General features: G+C 63.0%; 15 protein-coding genes and 1 pseudogene. 2 read left to right on the top strand and 14 right to left on the bottom strand.

Features of this window, described 5'->3' with window-relative positions:
- Window position 1 precedes the first annotated feature (1 nt).
- Window positions 2–1,840 carry an ABC transporter ATP-binding protein/permease gene (locus R3C13_RS11925; RefSeq protein WP_371311053.1) on the bottom strand — a complete coding sequence of 613 codons (1,839 nt, stop codon included), beginning with the start codon at window positions 1,838–1,840 and terminating at the stop codon, window positions 2–4.
- A gap of 141 nt (window positions 1,841–1,981) precedes the next feature.
- On the opposite strand from R3C13_RS11925, the gene R3C13_RS11920 reads away from it, so the two are divergent.
- Window positions 1,982–2,545 carry a TIGR00730 family Rossman fold protein gene (locus R3C13_RS11920; RefSeq protein ID WP_371311052.1) on the top strand — a complete coding sequence of 188 codons (564 nt, stop codon included), beginning with the start codon at window positions 1,982–1,984 and terminating at the stop codon, window positions 2,543–2,545.
- Between the two features lie 12 nt (window positions 2,546–2,557).
- Here the strand turns inward: R3C13_RS11920 and secF are convergent, their stop codons facing one another.
- The 10 genes and pseudogenes from secF to R3C13_RS11870 form a co-directional block, all read right to left on the bottom strand.
- Window positions 2,558–3,550 (bottom strand): protein translocase subunit SecF, encoded by a 993-nt coding sequence (secF, locus tag R3C13_RS11915; RefSeq protein ID WP_371311051.1) that lies wholly within the window; start codon window positions 3,548–3,550, stop codon window positions 2,558–2,560.
- Window positions 3,551–3,567: 17 nt separating this feature from the next.
- Window positions 3,568–5,175, bottom strand: a complete 1,608-nt coding sequence (gene secD, locus R3C13_RS11910; protein WP_371311050.1) for a protein translocase subunit SecD — start codon at window positions 5,173–5,175, stop codon at window positions 3,568–3,570.
- Window positions 5,176–5,214: 39 nt separating this feature from the next.
- Window positions 5,215–5,586 (bottom strand): preprotein translocase subunit YajC, encoded by a 372-nt coding sequence (gene yajC / locus R3C13_RS11905; RefSeq protein ID WP_371311049.1) that lies wholly within the window; start codon window positions 5,584–5,586, stop codon window positions 5,215–5,217.
- A 93-nt stretch (window positions 5,587–5,679) separates the two neighbouring features.
- Entirely contained in the window at window positions 5,680–6,333 is a 654-nt protein-coding gene (locus R3C13_RS11900; RefSeq protein ID WP_371311048.1) for a protein-L-isoaspartate O-methyltransferase, read from the bottom strand.
- On the bottom strand, window positions 6,321–7,082 hold the full coding sequence (gene surE / locus R3C13_RS11895) for a 5'/3'-nucleotidase SurE (RefSeq protein ID WP_371311047.1): 762 nt from the start codon (window positions 7,080–7,082) through the stop codon (window positions 6,321–6,323). Before surE ends, R3C13_RS11900 begins: the two co-directional genes overlap by 13 nt.
- Before the next feature lie 145 nt (window positions 7,083–7,227).
- Window positions 7,228–8,781, bottom strand: coding sequence for a serine--tRNA ligase (serS, locus tag R3C13_RS11890; RefSeq protein WP_371311046.1), 1,554 nt, complete (start codon window positions 8,779–8,781; stop codon window positions 7,228–7,230).
- A 44-nt stretch (window positions 8,782–8,825) separates the two neighbouring features.
- Window positions 8,826–9,854, bottom strand: a complete 1,029-nt coding sequence (locus R3C13_RS11885) for an NYN domain-containing protein (RefSeq protein WP_371311045.1) — start codon at window positions 9,852–9,854, stop codon at window positions 8,826–8,828.
- Window positions 9,855–9,941: 87 nt separating this feature from the next.
- On the bottom strand, window positions 9,942–10,733 hold the full coding sequence (tatC, locus tag R3C13_RS11880) for a twin-arginine translocase subunit TatC (protein WP_371311198.1): 792 nt from the start codon (window positions 10,731–10,733) through the stop codon (window positions 9,942–9,944).
- 160 nt (window positions 10,734–10,893) lie between these two features.
- Window positions 10,894–11,092 (bottom strand): annotated as a pseudogene (tatB, locus tag R3C13_RS11875) (Sec-independent protein translocase protein TatB); the annotation flags it as partial.
- Between the two features lie 22 nt (window positions 11,093–11,114).
- A complete protein-coding gene (locus tag R3C13_RS11870) occupies window positions 11,115–11,327 on the bottom strand; it encodes a Sec-independent protein translocase TatA (RefSeq protein ID WP_371311044.1) in 213 nt (70 codons plus the stop codon).
- A gap of 84 nt (window positions 11,328–11,411) precedes the next feature.
- Between R3C13_RS11870 and R3C13_RS11865 the strand changes: the two genes are divergently transcribed.
- Window positions 11,412–12,188, top strand: a complete 777-nt coding sequence (locus R3C13_RS11865; protein ID WP_371311043.1) for an exodeoxyribonuclease III — start codon at window positions 11,412–11,414, stop codon at window positions 12,186–12,188.
- Here R3C13_RS11865 and R3C13_RS11860 read toward each other — a convergent pair.
- The 3 genes from R3C13_RS11860 to R3C13_RS11850 form a co-directional block, all read right to left on the bottom strand.
- Entirely contained in the window at window positions 12,185–14,119 is a 1,935-nt protein-coding gene (locus R3C13_RS11860; RefSeq protein ID WP_371311042.1) for a glycoside hydrolase family 9 protein, read from the bottom strand. The two genes, R3C13_RS11865 and R3C13_RS11860, sit on opposite strands and share 4 nt — an antisense overlap.
- A gap of 99 nt (window positions 14,120–14,218) precedes the next feature.
- The gene (locus R3C13_RS11855; RefSeq protein ID WP_371311041.1) at window positions 14,219–14,995 is read right to left on the bottom strand and encodes a hypothetical protein; all 777 of its coding nucleotides are present in this window, start codon (window positions 14,993–14,995) and stop codon (window positions 14,219–14,221) included.
- A 13-nt stretch (window positions 14,996–15,008) separates the two neighbouring features.
- On the bottom strand, window positions 15,009–16,616 hold the full coding sequence (locus tag R3C13_RS11850; RefSeq protein WP_371311040.1) for a hypothetical protein: 1,608 nt from the start codon (window positions 16,614–16,616) through the stop codon (window positions 15,009–15,011).
- Window positions 16,617–16,889 lie beyond the last annotated feature (273 nt).

The raw sequence follows: 16,889 nt of genomic DNA, 5'->3' as shown, positions 1-16,889 counted from the left end.
CTCATTCAGCCGCGAGCGCGAGATTCGCGCTGCGGGCCTGACGTTCCCACATATCAGCATATTTGCCAGCTTTTGCCAGCAGGGCGGCATGATCGCCCCGCTCGATCACCTGCCCGGCTTCGAGGACGAGGATCTCGTCGGCGGATTTCACGGTGGAGAGCCGGTGGGCCACCATCAGCGTCGTGCGGCCCTGCGAGGCTTCGTCGAGGGCCTCCTGCACGGCCTGTTCGGTGGCGCTGTCGAGGGCAGAGGTTGCTTCGTCGAGAACGAGAATGGCCGGGTCTGCGAGGATGACGCGGGCGATGCCGACGCGCTGCTTCTCGCCACCGGAGAGTTTCAGGCCACGTTCGCCAACGCGCGTATTCCAGCCTTCCGGCAGGCTCTCGATAAAGTCGAGTAGCTGGGCGCGCCGCGCCGCATCGCGCACATCTTCATCACTCGCATCGGGACGGGCATAGGCGATGTTCTGACGGATCGTGTCGTTGAAGAGGACCACGTCCTGCGGCACGAGGCCGAGCGCGCGGCGCAGCGATTCCTGCGTCAGTGTGCGGACGTCATGGCCATCCACCAGAACGCGGCCGCCCTTTACGTCATAGAAGCGGAAGAGGAGTTTCAGAAGGGTCGACTTGCCGGCGCCCGACGTGCCGACGAAGGCGACCTTCTTGCCGGGGGCGAGGTCGAAGCTGACATCCTGCACGCCGACGGCGCGGCCTTCATGGCTGAACGAGACATGGTCGAACTGAACCTCACCGATCGGGTGCGCGAGCTCGATGGCGTCCGGTGCATCGGTGATTTCGGCCTTCATATCGAGCAGGCCGTAAAGCTTTTCGAGGTCCACCGCGCCCTGTTTGATCTCGCGCCAGGCCCAACCAAGAATGTTGAGCGGCGCGTAGAGCGACAGCATCATCAGCATGACGGCGGTGAGATCGCCGATTTCCATTTTCCCGTGAATCACGTTCCAAGCCGACAGGGCGAGTACGGCCACAAGGCCGGCATTCATTACCAGCGCCTGCGTCGTGTTGAGGACGTACATGGAGCGCACGGTCTCGACATAGCGCTCATTGTAGACGCCCATCGCATGGCTGAAGCGGCCGGTCTCGCGGCGTTCGGCGGCGAAGGATTTGACGGTTTCGAAATTGGTCAGGATGTCGACCGCCATAGCGCGGAAATGCGTGTCCGCCTCGTTCATCTTGCGGCGCTGGCGCACGCGCCATTCGGTAATGATGACCGTGGCAATGACATAGACGGCGATCGTCACGACCGCGATCAGCGACAGCTTCACGTCGAAAGCGATGCCGAGCGCGACGGAGGCAAGAATGAGGCGCACGAAGGTGGGCCCGATATTGAAGGCGAGGAAGCGGATCAGATAATCGATGGCCCCTGCCCCGCGCTCGATCACGCGGTTGAGGGCACCGGTGCGCCGGGTCTGGTGGAAGTTGAGCGACAGCATCTGGGCATGACCGAAAGCGTCGACACTGGCGACGCGCTGAGCCTCCTGGCTGACCGGGGCGAACAGCCAGTCGCGCACCTGTGGCAGGCCGGCCGCGGCGAACCGCACCCCGATGCCGATGGCGAGCCAGGCCAGCGCCGCCCCGAACAGGGCCGGCGCGCCGCCCGCAGGCGCAACCTGGTTGATGGCATGGCCGATCAGCAGCGGCGAGACCACTTCGAGGACCGATGCGACCAGCGTGAGAATCACCGCAACCGCCATGACCAGGCGCCACTTTTTCAGCTCCGGCCGGGCCAGCAGCTTCAGGATTCGGAGGATCGAGACCCAGAGACCGCCATCGGCGCTCTCGATCTTGTCATGATCCTTTTGCGGTGTGTCGGTCGTGGTCATCTGACGGCATATGGGGCCGATTTGCGCCGCAGGGAACCCGACGGCGCAGGACCGGGCCTGGAAATGGCCTGATTTTCGCTCTGGATACCGGCAACGGCGCCCCATATGAGGAGCAGAAACGAAGAAAAGAGGCCATCAGGGATGTCGAACGTCAGGTCTGTCTGTGTGTATTGCGGCGCGTCGAATGACGTGAACAAGGACTATATCCGCCTTGCCGAAAAGCTTGGTGCGGAACTGGCGAAGCGCGGCATCCGCATGGTTTATGGCGGCGGCGGCGTCGGCCTGATGGGCGCCAGCGCAAGATCAGCCCACAATGCAGGCGGTAAGGTTCTGGGCATCATGCCCCGCTTCCTGCTGACCAAGGAAATGATCTACGAGGATGTCGAGCACGTCATCGTGGAAGACATGCACACTCGCAAGCAGATGATGTTCCAGGAATCGGACGCCTTCATCGTGTTGCCGGGCGGCATCGGCACGCTGGAAGAGGCGGTGGAGATCCTGTCCTGGGCGCGGCTGAACCTGCACGCCAAGCCGATGGCCTTCCTGGACGAGGACGGCTTCTGGGCGCCCTTCTTCGAACTGATGGACCATATCATCGGCGGCGGCTTCACGCCCAAGAGCTTCCGCTCGATGCTGGTGCACTGCGACACGCCGGAAGCGGCGATCGACGCCCTGTGCGACCGGATCGTGAGGCTGGATCAGTAAGCGGTCAGGCCCTCAGGGCCCGACGCCGGTGAAGCCCTGCACTTCCTCGGCTGTTTTCTTCGTGAAATCCATGCCCAGCGACAGGACCAGCGCCGAGGCGATGAAGATCGAGGAATAAGTACCGATCACGATACCGAAGATCAGCGCGAAGCTCATGCCCTGCAGCACCGGGCCGCCGAGGAAGTAGATCGCGAACAGCGAGATCAGCGTGGTGCCGGACGTCAGCAAGGTGCGCGACAGAGTGACGTTCAGCGACAGGTCGATGACTTCGCGGTCAGGCATCTTCTTGTACTTGCGGCGGTCTTCACGGATGCGGTCGAACACCACGACCGTGTCGTTCATCGAGTAACCAATGATCGTCAACAGGGCCGCGATGGAGGTCAGGTTGAACTCGATCCAGAGCAGCGAGAACATGCCGAGCGTGATGATCACGTCATGCGCCAGTGCCGCAATGGCGCCGACTGAGAACTGCCACTGGAAGCGGAACCAGATATAGACCAGCATCATCGCCAGCGCGACGACCAGCGCCGTGATCCCGTCGGTGAACAGCTCCTTCGACACTTTCGGACCGACGGAATCGTTCCGCAGGATATCTTCGTCGGTCAGGCTGAAGGCCTCTTTCAGTGTCCGGACGATCAGTTCATTGGTGGCGCCCGAGGCGCGCTCCGCCTGCTGATCCGCTGGAAGCGCCTTGAACTCGTCACCGAGCAGGTCGGCCGGCGCCTCGCCGAACTTGACGACGACGATTTCGCGATTGTCGGTGCCGCGGGCACTGTTGACCTCGGCATTGATGGGCATGGCCGCCCGCACGGCCGGAACCGTTACCGTTTCGGTCTTTTCGAGTTCCATCACCGTACCGCCGGCAAAGTCGACACCGAAATTCAGGCCGCGCGTCGCCAGCAGGAAGGCCGACGCCGCGATGAGAAGGACAGAGAACATGGCGCCTGCGAAACGCAGGTTCATGAAGCGGACATTGGTCTGCTTGGGCCAGTAGCGGATCAGCATGGTTTCTCTCCCGGCGCCTAGATGTTGAACCGCTTGGGCTTCATCAGCTTCATCCAGCCGACCGTGATGATCCGGGTCACGACATAGGCCGTGAAGACGGAAGTCACGATACCGATGGACAGCGTGACGGCAAAGCCTTTCACCGGGCCGGAGCCAAGCAGGTAAAGGATCGTCGCCGCGATCAGCGTTGTGATGTTCGCGTCCATGATGGTCGACAGGGCGCGCTCATAACCTGCCTGCGTCGCCGTCCAGGGCGACCGGCCGTCATTCTGCTCTTCACGTATCCGTTCGAACACGAGGACGTTGGCGTCCACGGCCATACCGATGGTGAGGATGATGCCTGCGATACCAGGCAGGGTGAGCGTCGCGCCGATGCCCGACAGGCCGGCAAAGATCAGCACGATGTTACAGGCCAGCGACAGGACCGCGAAGAGGCCGAGCATGCCATAGGCCAGCACCATGAACACGGCGACTGCGGCAAGGCCGATCACGGCGGCGGTGAAGCCGGCATTGATCGAGTCCTGGCCGAGCGTCGGGCTGACGGTACGCTGGTCGAGGAATTGCAGCTTGGCCGGCATTTCGCCTGCCTCGATGATGGCGGCGAGGTCGATGGCTTCCTGCTGGGTAAAGCTGCCGGTGATCTGGACATTACCTCCAGGGATTGGCTCGTTGATGCGCGGGGCCGACATGATGACGTCGTCGAGGACGATGGCGAACAGCTTGCCGGAATTGTTCCGCGTCGTTTCGTAGAACTTGCGCGCGCCATTGCCGTTGAGGCGGAAGGTGATGTCGGGGCGGTTTGCCTGGTCGAAGCTCTGCGCCGCGTTGGCGATGTCGGAGCCGACCACTTCCGGAATGTCACGGACGAGCAGCGGGCCGGTTTCTGCACCGGTCAGCAGGCGGTAGCCGGGCTTCACGACGCCGCGCTGGGCCGCGTCGATCGCGCTCGGATCGGAATCGACGAGGTTGAAGGTCATCCGGCCGTCGCGGCTCAAAAGATTCTTGAGACGCTGCGGGTCGGGTTCGCCGGGCGCTTCCAGAATGATGCGATTGTTGCCCTGCGGCGTGATCGCGATTTCCGAGACGCCATCCGGGTCCACCCGGCGGCGCACAATGGTCATCGTCTTGCCGAGCGCGTCCTTGACCAGCGATTCCTCGGCCGCGGCCGGCACGGTAATGCTGATCGTGTCCGGGGACGTGATCTTCATTTCGTACATTTCGGCGCCGCCGATAACGCCACCGACCGGGCCGTTCAGTTTCTGTAGGCGCTTCAGCGCCTCTTCCGTGCGGAAAGAGCCGTCCTCGTTCGGACGGGTCAGCTTCACTTGAAGGGTGCGGCCGTTGATCTCGGTTTCATTGTAGAGGCGCTCGGCAACGCTCGCGCCGCGCATGGCGGACGAAACATCGCGGGCAAACACGTTCAGCCGGTTGGCGACGACCTCGTCGGGCTCGATCTCCATCATGAGATAGACACCGCCGCGCAGGTCGAGGCCGAGATTGACCCCCTTCTTGGGTACCCAGCCCGGCGCGCCGGACATGTTCGCAACGTTCGGCAGCGCCAGCACGGCGCCCCACAACAGGACCAGGAAAATCAGGCCGATCTTCCAAGGGGGAAACTGAAGCATGGGGGAATCCCTGTCTGGCCGCCGGGGCGGCGACGCACCCTAGTCGTTGGCGGCGACGGGCTCGGCCTTGCCGCGCACCTCAATGACCATCGACTTGATGACCCGGACTTTCACATTCTCGGCGAGTTCGAGCGAGATTTCGTCATCGAACACCTTGTTGACCTTGCCGACGAGACCGCCGGAAGTGACCACTGTATCGCCGCGCTTGAGGCCCGACACCATGCCGGCATGCTTCTTGGCGCGCTGCTGCTGCGGCCGGATCAGCAGGAAGTAGAAGATGGCAACGAGGCCCACCGGCATGATGAGCAGCTCAAACAGGCCGCCGCCGGGGCGCTGGGCGGCCTCTTGCGCAGCGGCGGGAAGCCCCATCAGCGTAGCCCCGGCAATCAGCGCGAAAAGCTTGTTCGACATGGCATTCCTCTCCCTTGGCCCCGAAAAAGATACAGCCCTATAGCTGTGCCCGCGGGCCTTGGCAAACAAGGGCTGCAGGCGCCGAAAACGCAGCTACAGCACCTGTGACCGGCCCTCTGTGAGCCGCGGCAGGGGGTAGGTCAGCGGCATGTTTTCCCGCCGGCCGCCCTCATGGATGCGCAGCAGGGTCTGCCCGGCCCCGCTGACCACCGGGGCAACCAGCAGGCCGCCTTTCGCCAGCTGAGGGAACAACAGGTCCGGCACATCCTCGACCGCGCCGGTCAGCAGGATCCGGTCATACGGCCCCCGCTCCGGCCAGCCGATCAGGCCATCTTCCCAGCGCACGGCGATATTGGAGAGGCCGAGTTCCACGATTCGGCTGCGGAAATCGTCGGTCAGGGTCTGGTAGCGTTCGACCGCAAACACGTCAGAGGCGAGCTGGGCGGCCAGCACCGCCGTATAGCCAGACCCGGCCCCGATCAGCAGCACCCGCGATTCGCGGCCCTGCTTCAGCTGCAATGCCTGCAACAGCTGCCCGGTCGCGGCGGGGCGCGGAATGATCTGGCCGCACGGGATCGGCAGCACACAATCCTCGAAGGCGAGCGGGTTCAGCCGGTCATTCGCGACGAAAGCCGTCCGGTCGATCGTCTCCATGGCCCGCAGCACGCCGTCATCGGTCACGCCCTCCTGCCGCAGGAGAAGGACGAGGCGGGCGGACCGGAACGGGTCGGCAATCAGTTCTGCCATGACCCTTTGAGCTTTTTGAGGAATGCCTCGTGCGTCAAGTCCACATGCAGCGGAGAGACCGAAACATAGCCCTCATAGATCGCTCTGAGGTCGGTTCCCTCATCCGGCTTCGACAATTTGCCCCGGTAGCCGATCCAGTAGTAATCGTTGCCGCGCAGGTCTTCCCGGCGGTCGGTATGGATGATCGACTCGTCGCGGAAGCCCTGACGGGTGATCTGGATGCCCCGCACATCTTCCGGCTCGACGTCGGGAAAGTTGACGTTCATCACCACGTCCGACGGCCAGCCATGATCGATCAAGGGGCGCAGCGTCTTCGCGCCCCAGGCCCGCGCTGTGTCCCATGGCAGCGAGCCGCGCTCGCGGAAGTTCTGCGACTGGCTGAGCGCGATGGAGGGAATGCCCATCTGCATCCCGAACATGGCGGCGGCGATGGTGCCGGAAAAGCTCGTATCCTCGGCGATGTTCTGGCCGCGATTGACGCCGGATAGGACGAGGTCCGGCTTGTCGGGCATCAGTTCGTGCACGGCGAGCAGGACGCAGTCGGACGGCGTGCCGGTGACGGCGAAGGCCTTGGCGCCAACCTTGCGCGTGCGCACCGGATGGGTCAGCGAGATCGCGCGGCCCTTGCCGGACTGCTCCTCTTCCGGCGCGGATATCCAGATATCGTCGGACAGCTCGCGAGCGATCTCTTCCAGCACGGAGAGACCGGGGGCATTGATGCCGTCGTCGTTTGTGAGGAGGATTCTCATCGTTGGGCTCCCTCACCTCCCATCGCTGCGCGATGGGCCCCTCCTCTCCCGGAGGGAGAGGGGTTGCGACGCGGAGCACGGATAACCCCTCTCCCGCTTGCGGGAGAGGAGGGGCCCGCGCCCGCAGGGCGTGGGAGGTGAGGGCTCATACCGAAATCACCTCAAGCCCGCCCATGTAGCCGCGCAGGGCTTCGGGAACGGTGATGGAGCCGTCTTCGTTCTGGTAGTTTTCGAGGACAGCGACCAGCGTGCGGCCCACGGCGAGGCCGGAGCCGTTCAGCGTGTGCACGAATTCCGGTTTCGCGCCGGCTTCCGGGCGGTGGCGGGCGTTCATGCGGCGGGCCTGATAGTCGCCGCAATAGGAGCACGAGCTGATCTCGCGATAAGTGTTCTGCGAGGGCAGCCAGACTTCGAGGTCATAGGTCTTGCGCGCCCCTGCCCCCATGTCGCCGGTGCACAGCAGAATACGGCGGAACGGCAGGTTCAGGCGCTTCAGGACTTCCTCAGCACAGCCCGTCATGCGCTCCAGCTCGGCCAGGCCTTCTTCCTCGTTCGCGACGATGGAGACGAGTTCGACCTTGTTGAACTGGTGCAGGCGGATCATGCCCTTCGTGTCACGCCCGGCACTGCCCGCTTCCGAGCGGAAGCACGGCGTGTGCGCTGTGTAGCGGCGCGGCAGGTAACCCGGCTCGATGATCGTCTCACGGACGATGTTCGTGAGCGGCACTTCGGCGGTGGGGATGAGGAAGTTTTGAGCCGTCAGGTATTTCTCTAAATCTTCAAACTCGTCCTGAACAGGCGCATACCCAAGGTCCAACTCGCGACGTTCCGTTCTCAATTCCTCAATTAATAGGTCGAGACGCTCATCAACCTCGCCATCAGAAATTCCAGTTCGTTTGAGGTACTCCTCCGCTTCGATAAATTTCTTGGTAAAGCCACGCATCATTACAGATCGAAGATGCTCCACCTCGGCAATCTGCATCTTCAATTGTTCAAATTTATGCCTTGTCGACTCAGGCACGAACACACGAGTCTGAAATAGATCCTCTTCAAACTTCGGCAACTGCCCCGTGCCCACCAGCGCCTGGTCTTTGACCAACAAGGGCGGCGAACATTCCGTATACCCATGTTCCTCCGTCTGCAGGTCCAGCATGAAGGCCGCCAGCGCCCGCTCCAGCCGGGCGAGCTTGCCCGACAGCAACACAAAGCGCGCGCCGCTCATCTTCGCCGCCGTTTCGAAATCCATCATGCCGAGCGCTTCGCCGAGGTCGGCATGGTCTTTCGGGGCGGCGATGGCGCGAGGTTCGCCCCAGCGGTGCTGCTCCACATTGCCATGCTCGTCAGAGCCTTCGGGCACATCCTCCAGCGGGATGTTCGGCAGGCCGTAGAGCAGTTCATCGAGCAGCTTGCGCGCGGCCTCCTCCTGCTCGGCGCAGGCGTCGATGGTTTCCTTGGCATCGGAGACGACCTTGCGCAGGCGCTCGAACTCCGCCTCGTCGCCCGAAGCCTTGGCCTTGCCGACCAGCTTGGAGGTCTCGTTGCGCAGCTTTTCGGCTTCCTGCTTGTCGGTCACGGCCGTGCGCAGGGCCGCGTCATGGCCGTGGATGGCGTCGACAGCATCGCCTAGGCCGGGCTTGCGCCGGTTCCAGGCCTTGCGGAACGCTTCAGGGTTTTCGCGGATGGCGCGCAGGTCAAACATCGTAATCGGGCCTCAGGGCTTGGGTCGTCTTCCGGCCCCAGCCTCTAATCCGCTGCGGGCCGCGCGTCCACTTGCGTTTCAGCCGCAGAGGCCTGCGCCTCCCCCTGTGGTGCCTGGTCAGCAAAGCCGAACACGCGGCCGCGGCGGGCGCGGGGGCCGCGCGGGCGCACCCGGCAGACGATCTTCAGGCTCTTGTCGGCCAGCGGGAAAATCTCGATGTCCGGATTGTGCTCGGAGATCTTGCGCATCAGGGCGTTGAAGTTGCGCTGGCCCAGCCATGGCTTCACCCGGTCGCGGTAGCGGGTCTGGAAGCCGTCGATGGATTCGAGCGCGCGGATCACCTTGTTGCGCGGCAGCGGCTGATCCGGCGTCTTGGAGCCGAGCTGCATGACGATGTCGGCGGCAAGCGCGATCTGCTGCTGCGGCAGCGGCGTGCCGTTGGCCTTCTCGGCCCGGACCGCCTCGCGCACCCGCCCCATCAGCATCGACCGGCGTTCCGCCACATGGCGCAGCGGCGCGATTACCGGCGGCGGCGATTGCAGCTTGTACCATTTGCGCGGCGCCCGCTCATAATCGAAGGCCGCCTTCAGCGCGCCGATATGGATGACGGCGTCGGCATGGTCGGAATAGAGTTCGTAGGTCGGATCGGTCTCCTTGCCACCGGTCACCACCCGCAGGGATGCCCCCTGCAGCCGGTTCACCACAGGCACGAAATCGGAGTCGGTGGTCAGGAGGATAATCTCGTCGAGCCGGTGCTGCGTGTGCATCAGCTCGATGGCATCCATGGTCATCACGATGTCGGCGGAACTCTTCCCTGCCGCGATCTTGGACTTGGCATGGGCCCGGCAGTTGAAGGCCTCGAAGCCGGCCGCCTCGAAGGCCGGACGAAGGGAGTCGTACTGGTTGTTCCAGTAGACGCGTTTGGCAAGAAACGTCCGGCGCACGCTGCCTTCCGACAGCGCCCCATCCGACAGCCACAGGAGCCATTTTGGCAGCGTGTCCACGAATGCCTGGCCGGTGGCGGCAAATATGTTGTCAAAGTCCACCAGCAGGACACTTCTGACCCGCGCCACGCTACGCTCCCCGGTTCTCAAGGCGTTTTTCGGGCCGAACGTCCAACATTCCCACTGGCATTTCAACTGTGCCTGACAGCGCAGTCGTCATTCCGCTACGGCAGATGCCTCACGCTCGGCTTCTTTCTTCTCGATCATTTTGACGCTGAGGATGCCGATTTCGTAAAGCAGTAACACCGGTACGGCGAGCAGAACCTGCGAAATCGCGTCCGGCGGTGTAAAGACAGCGGAAAAGGCGAGAATACCGACGATCGCGAATTTGCGTCCGCTGGCCAGTGCCTGCGACGAGACGATGCCGATCTTGCCGAGCAGCGTCAGGATCAGCGGCAGCTGGAACGAGATCCCGAAGGCCAGCATCAGCGCCATCACCAGCGACAAATAGTCCGCCACCTTGGGCAGCATGGTGATGTTGGCGACTTCGCTGTCGGTCAGCTCCATGCCCACGGTGAACCGCGCCAGCATCGGCAGCATGATGTAATAGACGAACGCCGCGCCCATCGAAAACAGGATCGGTGCCAGCACGAGATAAGGCCAGAAAGCGCCGCGCTCATTCTTGTAGAGTCCCGGCGCGACGAAGGCATAGACCTGCCAGGCGAGATACGGGAACGAGACGAAGAGGCCCGCGAACAGCGCAAGCTTCAGCTTCGCAAAGAAGAACTCCATCGGCGCGGTGTAGATGAATTCCAGCTTGGCGCCGCGCACCTGCTCGGCCATCGATGCGAAGGGGCCGATCAGCAGTTCATAGATGTCCTGCGCGAAGAAGAAGCAGCCGATGGTCGCGATCGACAGGGCGATCAGCGCCTTGATGAGGCGGCTGCGCAGCTCGACCAGATGGTCCAGCAGCGGGGCGCGGCTCGCCTCGACTTCATCATCCGTGATGTCGGGCTGTTCGTCTTTCGGGGGAATATGGGTCACGCGGGGCCCTCTTCCGGTTCGGACGGCGGGGTTTTCGCCATGACGGCGGAATTCACATCTGCCTCATAGGTCGCAAGGTCGTCGGTCGCCGATTTCAGCGAATTGGTGCGCTTCAGGTCTTCGATTTCCTTGCGCAGCTCTTCCAGCTCGCTCTGGCGGGCGATGTCGTCAAAGGCGGCCTGGAACTCGCGTGCCATGGCCCGGCCCTTGCCCACAAACTGGCCAAGGCGGCGCATCATCATCGGCAGGTCCTTCGGGCCGACAAAGATCAGCGCCGCGATCGCAAGGATGACGAGTTCGGAAAATCCGATGCCGGGCAGCATGGCGTGCGCCCTCCGTCAGGGTTCAGGACGAAGCCTTGGTTTCGTCCTTCTTGGGCGTCACGTTGATCGTCTTGTCATCGTCAACAGCCCGGGTCTCTTCGTCCTTGAGGCCCTTGCGGAAGGCACCGATGCCTTTGGCCATGTCGCCCATGATCGAGGAAATCCGTCCGCGGCCGCCGAACAGCAGCAGCGCGGCGATCACGACGATCAGCATTTGAATCCAGCTAGGGGCCATGCCGGGGGTCTCCTTGACGTTTCAGGAAGTATAGGGGCCTGAACCGGCTGGAACAATGGGGCGAAGCTGTTAAAGGTCTCCCCCATGCGTATTGCCACCTGGAACGTTAATTCGATCAAGGCCCGCTTCCCAACTGTGCTGGAAGTGCTGCAGGCCATAGAGTGCGACGTGGTCTGCCTTCAGGAACTGAAGTGCGAGACCGACGCCTTTCCTTACATGGAGCTGGAGGAGGCCGGATGGCATTGCGAGGTGCTGGGCCAAAAGAGCTATAATGGCGTCGCCATGCTCTCGAAATACCCTCTTGAGGATGTGCAGAAAGGCCTCTCCACGATGGAGGACGACCAGGCCCGCTTCATCGAGGCGCTGGTCATGTGCGAGCACCCGATCCGGGTCGGCGGGATCTACCTGCCGAACGGCAACCCGGCGCCGGGCCCGAAATACGACTACAAGCTGGAATGGATGGAATGCCTGCTGGGCCATGCCCGCGAGCGGCTGAAGGCCGAGGAGCCGTATGTGCTGTGCGGCGACTACAACACCATCCCGACGGCGCTCGATTGCTGGGACGAATCGGTCTGGGCCGACGACGCCCTCGCCCTGCCCGAAACGCGTGAAGCTTTCCGCCGGATCAAGAATGCCGGATTTGCCGACGCGTTCGAGATCGCCGATGGCCGGGCGCACCAGTATACCTTCTGGGACTACCAGGGCGGCGCCTTCCAGAAGGATCACGGCATCCGGATCGACCACCTCATGCTGTCACCGCAGGCGGCCGACCGACTTCAGTCGGTCGAGATCTTCCGCAAGGCCCGCACGCTCGACAAGCCGTCGGACCATGTGCCGGTGATCGGCATCTTCGAGGACTAAGTCCGGTCGACCTCATCTGCCCAGGCCGCCAGCCAGAACACGGCGGACTGCCAGTTGATCGCCACCTCGTTCAGCTCATACGCGTCGACATGGTCGGCATAGCAGGTCTGGGCGTGGCAATTGTCTGCGAAGGCGGCAGAGACCGGTCCGGCGATGGCCTGGTTGTTCGACCCGCCTGAAACAGCCCCCGGCGGCGGCAGCGGCCAGCCCGGATAGTTCGCCCCGGCCCATACCCGGTGGTGCGGCGCCTTGAAGGCATTTGCGCCATGACCCGAGACATAGGAAATGTCCCGCGGATTGCGGCCGAGGATGTAGTCCAGCATGTCGAGCGCTGCATTTCGGTAGGACTTGTCGCCCGTGAATTCATAAACGGTCGCGAGCAGCACACCGCGATTGGCAAGTTCGCCGACCGAGCCCCAGGGCCACTTCTCTTTCGTGTACGCGATGCCGTAGCCTTCGGCAGGCCGCTGGGCGAGATACGCGTCTGCAATGGTTTTGAGTTTGGCGCGCCCGGCGGCCTTCACTGCCTCGTCCGGTGCAAAGCGGGCGAGCGTCATCACGCCGGCATATTCGGTGTCGCTCCATCCCAGTTGGCGCTGGCCGGCCGGGTCCGCCTCAAGGCTCGCTTCGGCAGCCTGAAGATCTGCGAGAAAGGCGGCGTCGCCAGTCGTTGCGTAAAGCTCCGCCGCGGCCCAATAGAACTCGTTGCGCGGGTCGGTCGAGCTGTAGGGGCCGTTGCCGGTGAAGTTGTTGTATGAATACGCATCCGGCACGCGCTGCGCGGCGGCATAGGCACGCTTCGCCGCCTCAAGGCAGCGCGCCGAAAATGCTGCGTCTACGGACTTATAGATACGCGCGCACTGGGCGCCCGTCGCCGCAAGGTGCAGAGTCGCCGTGGTGGAAGGCGGATACAGCGCGCGCGGCGTGTCGTCCTCATGCGGCATCATCGGAACGGGCGGCCATTTCACCGTGCCTTCCTTGTGATGCACCATGCCGGAAACATCGATGACTTCGGGCTTGATGCCTTTAGCCCCGTCAGGACTCATCCCGCGCGCCACGGCCGCCTTCGCGCCCTCGGGCGCCTGCATGCGCAGCATCCAGTCCATGTTGAAGCGAACCTCGTCGAGCAGGTCGTTCTGGCCGTTGCCCGCCTCCGGCAGCTTCACCTTGCCGTCTTCGAAGCCGGTGAAGCCCACCTCATAGGCATTGAAAAGGGTCCACATGGTGACGCCGGCGTTCACGGCATATTTGCTCTGGTCACCGGCATCATACCAGCCGCCATGCACGTCGAGCGTGTAGTCGCAGCCCGGCCAGGCGATGCCGTTCATGTCCTTGCCCCTGAAGCAGGTCAGGGTTTCGCGAGGCTGGCCCGCCGGACGCGCCCACGCTTCGCCGCCGGCATACTTCGCCTCGATCGGGATGCCGGCCCGGTTATGATAATAATAGTTCAGCAGGTCATATTTCAGCGCATGGAACACGTGGTCCGAAACGCGGAAAGGATGGCTGTCGCCGACGCCTTCGACGGTCAGCACATAAGGTCCGCCCGCCGGAAGGCCGCTTTCCATCAGGATGCTCTGCACAGCGGCGCCGGAGCCGGTATCGCCCCCGAACGGCACCGTCATGCCACTGGCGATGACCTTGCCCTTGTCAGTGTGCACCGACCAGGAGCGCGGCTCTGCAGCGTCAGTTTCGACGACGCCCAGCACCGGGAAGCCCGGCCGGAAGCCGGTCTGGCTGATGCGGACAGGCCCGCGGGGCGCGTTGAAGGCTTCGATATACTGGTCGACTTTGGGAACCACGACTTCTGCGCCATTGGCCATGCCGGAGGGCCTCTCCGGGGCGGTTGCGCAGGCCCCCAGAAACATCAGGGCGCCCGCCGCCAGGCCATATCCGGTGGAACGAAAGCCTTGCTGGCGCACTGATCCGGTCATCGCCGGTCCTCCCTCATGTTATTTTGGGAGGATCAAACGCAGCGGGGAGGGCTTATGTCAAGGTTGACATAAGCCCTCCCCGATCAGGCTTCAGTGAGATCAGTTGACCGAGCCGTAGGTAGCGCCGGCATCGGTGAAGTAGGCGCGCCAGAAGCCTTTGACGTCTGCCAGCGGCAGGTCATAGATCTGGCGGGGCACCACGCGGGCGACAACTTCGACGCCCTGCAGGTGCGGGCTCATCTCCGCGAGCTTCGAGTCGAGATAGGCGTCATAGTCGGCGCCGATCTTGTAGAAGGAGAAGCTGTCGGAATGCTGCATCAGGTCCGAGACAAGGACCACGCGGCGCGCGTTCTGCTGCGGCTGGAAGTCTGCACGGTCGGAAATTGCATAGATCGCTTCCGACAGAGGCGAGCTTGGCTGCTCCTTGTCGAGCAGCGCATGCTCCACCGTGTCGGCCAGCGGCTGGAAGAATTTGCTCTGCCAGGTCTGTTCGATCATTTTCGGGTTCTGCGTGATCGGGTTGGCGGCCTCCGCGCTACCCGGCGAACAGGCCGCATACAGAACTTTCGGATTGTACGGATCGGTAGCGTTCGGGACCATGATGGTCAGCTTGCCGTATTTCGGCAGGCTGCGCGCTTCCTCGTTCACCAGTTCGCGCACCCAGTCGAGGTCGTTCGGGTTGAACGGGTCGGACTGGTCGATCAGGAGGATCGTGTGCGCGGGATCCTTGCGGTCGAGACGGCAGCTGTCCTCCGGCATGATGGCCGGCGGCTGGCTGAACGCGACCAACGCGAATACGCCGAATACACCGCTCAGCATCGCGGCGATCGTGCCGCGCCAGAACCAGGGGCCCTTTTCGTTCCTGCGTCGTGCCATGCGTGGCTACTCCCTAAGCGCGCCGGGCCATGTCGACCGGGACATGCGTATCGCCCTTGCCGCTCTTGGCTTCCCGAGCGTCACGCATCTTGCCGATCTCGGCGATGACCTTCTTCTCGATCGAGGAAAGCCCCTGCTGCACCTGCTGGATGTGCTGCTCCAGCCATTCGCGTGTGATGTTCAGTGCCGTGATGTTGTTGTCGATCGCCTTGATGGCGGCCTGTGCCTGCTCGCGCTCCTTCGTCATTTCGAAGGCCGGCAGCTGCGGCGTGACGATCTCGTCGAAATAAGCCGGGCACGGCGCCTGGTCGCCTAGGCGGTCGCGGTTGGCGTTGCGGGCGCGGCGGTGGGCCTGGCGGTAGGCAACCTTCAGGCTGCGTTCCTGGTCTGCGGCCCGTGAGGCGATGGCGATGGCGAAGTCGCGGCGGGAGTCGAGCAGGTTCATCGCCTTCTCGATTTCACGCTTGGCGGCGACATGGCGGGATTGCTGCGTTTCGAACCAGAGGCGGCAGCTGGTGAAGTAATCGGAGAGATCGTCGCGCACCGCATTGCGCACCTGCTGGCGGCGCTCATAGGCATTACGCTCCTTGCGCCACACGCGGCCATAGCCGGGATAGCGGTCGGAAATGCGGTCATACCCTTCATAGATCGCGAGACCGAAAACCGTCAGCCCCATGAACAACAGGCCAAGGGCGATGAAGCTGTCGAGGCCGACAATGTTCGGGAACATCGACTTGAACACTTCCGACGGCGAGATCGAGAACAGCGAGAAATCGCCCATCGCGCCGGCCGCATTTGCCGCCATCAGGCCGACTTCCACAGCATCGCGGAAGTGCGCGATGAAGAAGTTGAGGATGAGGCCGCTGATGAGGCAGGACGCGAAGATCGTCCAGCCCAGCACCCGCTGCACGATGTGCGAGCTGTTAAGCGCATAGCGCAGGCCGAAGAAGCCGGCGATGACGCCCATGCAGACGTTCACCGCGCTGACGGCAAACGCGATCAGCATGCCGCCCATGAGGCCGTTGGCCTGCGCATCCTTGAACAGCAGCGCGTTGAAGCCGCCCTCCAGGATCATGATGAAGACGAGGATGGCGATGGCCTGCTCGACATTCTTCTTGATGTCCGGTGTGCGGTCGCCGATCCGGTCGCCATGCTTGGCGCGGAACTGCTGCAGCTCGATCACGGCAGCATCGTGCGAATCCTTGGCCTGGATCGTGTCGTCGGTTTCGTAGTGACGGTACTCGTTCTCTTCCGACTTTATCGCTTCACGCAGCTGATCGAAATGAATGTCGATCGGCGTGTAGTCGGCAATATAGTTGCGGACATTCGCGGCCGTGGTGGACATCCAGGTGCCGAGCCCGCGGCGCACTTCCTCGGCGCGCTCGGCGATCATCTGCTCGCGCTCGCTCCATTGGTCCTGCGTGATCGCTTCGGAGACCGGAAGGCCATCCTGCGCGTCCGCCTTCGCATCCTTGCGGGTCATCTGGCGGCTGATTCCCAGTGCGCCCTTCGCGCGCTTGCCCTTCAGGCCATGCTCGCCAAGATCGTTTCGAAGCTCCAGCGGCTTCACTTTGGTCTGACAACCAACGTCTGCGCCCCAGCGCACAGTATTCTTCGCCATTACGCATCCTCATTAACAATAAGGGTGTGGAAATTAACTTTCCGCAGAATGCGCAGTCTTGGTTACTGATTGCTGAAGATCAGGTGCGTCTGTGCAAATCGTAATGGTGCTTAACGGCCTATCAGACATGCTCTCGCAGCACGGCGAAGAATTCCACAGGCGAGCGGTACACGCACATCATGTCGCCCGACGGCAGATAGGCGACCGGCACACCGACTCGCTGCGCCTCGCGTTCGATTCCCTCCTGCCAGAAAGGCGTGGTTTCGCGACCGC

The organism is Hyphomonas sp., assembly GCF_041398385.1.
Taxonomy (GTDB): domain Bacteria; phylum Pseudomonadota; class Alphaproteobacteria; order Caulobacterales; family Hyphomonadaceae; genus Hyphomonas.
Note: the sequence above shows the minus strand (reverse complement) of the source record. Positions and strands in the feature narration are given on the sequence as shown.

What these genes read in the sequence shown, in the direction of transcription:
- R3C13_RS11925 (WP_371311053.1), bottom strand. Translation starts at nt 1,840, where the DNA reads ATGACCACGACCGACACACCGCAAAAGGATCATGACAAGATCGAGAGC.
- R3C13_RS11920 (WP_371311052.1), top strand. Translation starts at nt 1,982, where the DNA reads ATGTCGAACGTCAGGTCTGTCTGTGTGTATTGCGGCGCGTCGAATGAC.
- secF (WP_371311051.1), bottom strand. Translation starts at nt 3,550, where the DNA reads ATGCTGATCCGCTACTGGCCCAAGCAGACCAATGTCCGCTTCATGAAC.
- secD (WP_371311050.1), bottom strand. Translation starts at nt 5,175, where the DNA reads ATGCTTCAGTTTCCCCCTTGGAAGATCGGCCTGATTTTCCTGGTCCTG.
- yajC (WP_371311049.1), bottom strand. Translation starts at nt 5,586, where the DNA reads ATGTCGAACAAGCTTTTCGCGCTGATTGCCGGGGCTACGCTGATGGGG.
- R3C13_RS11900 (WP_371311048.1), bottom strand. Translation starts at nt 6,333, where the DNA reads ATGGCAGAACTGATTGCCGACCCGTTCCGGTCCGCCCGCCTCGTCCTT.
- surE (WP_371311047.1), bottom strand. Translation starts at nt 7,082, where the DNA reads ATGAGAATCCTCCTCACAAACGACGACGGCATCAATGCCCCCGGTCTC.
- serS (WP_371311046.1), bottom strand. Translation starts at nt 8,781, where the DNA reads ATGTTTGACCTGCGCGCCATCCGCGAAAACCCTGAAGCGTTCCGCAAG.
- R3C13_RS11870 (WP_371311044.1), bottom strand. Translation starts at nt 11,327, where the DNA reads ATGGCCCCTAGCTGGATTCAAATGCTGATCGTCGTGATCGCCGCGCTG.
- R3C13_RS11865 (WP_371311043.1), top strand. Translation starts at nt 11,412, where the DNA reads ATGCGTATTGCCACCTGGAACGTTAATTCGATCAAGGCCCGCTTCCCA.
- R3C13_RS11860 (WP_371311042.1), bottom strand. Translation starts at nt 14,119, where the DNA reads ATGACCGGATCAGTGCGCCAGCAAGGCTTTCGTTCCACCGGATATGGC.
- R3C13_RS11855 (WP_371311041.1), bottom strand. Translation starts at nt 14,995, where the DNA reads ATGGCACGACGCAGGAACGAAAAGGGCCCCTGGTTCTGGCGCGGCACG.
- R3C13_RS11850 (WP_371311040.1), bottom strand. Translation starts at nt 16,616, where the DNA reads ATGGCGAAGAATACTGTGCGCTGGGGCGCAGACGTTGGTTGTCAGACC.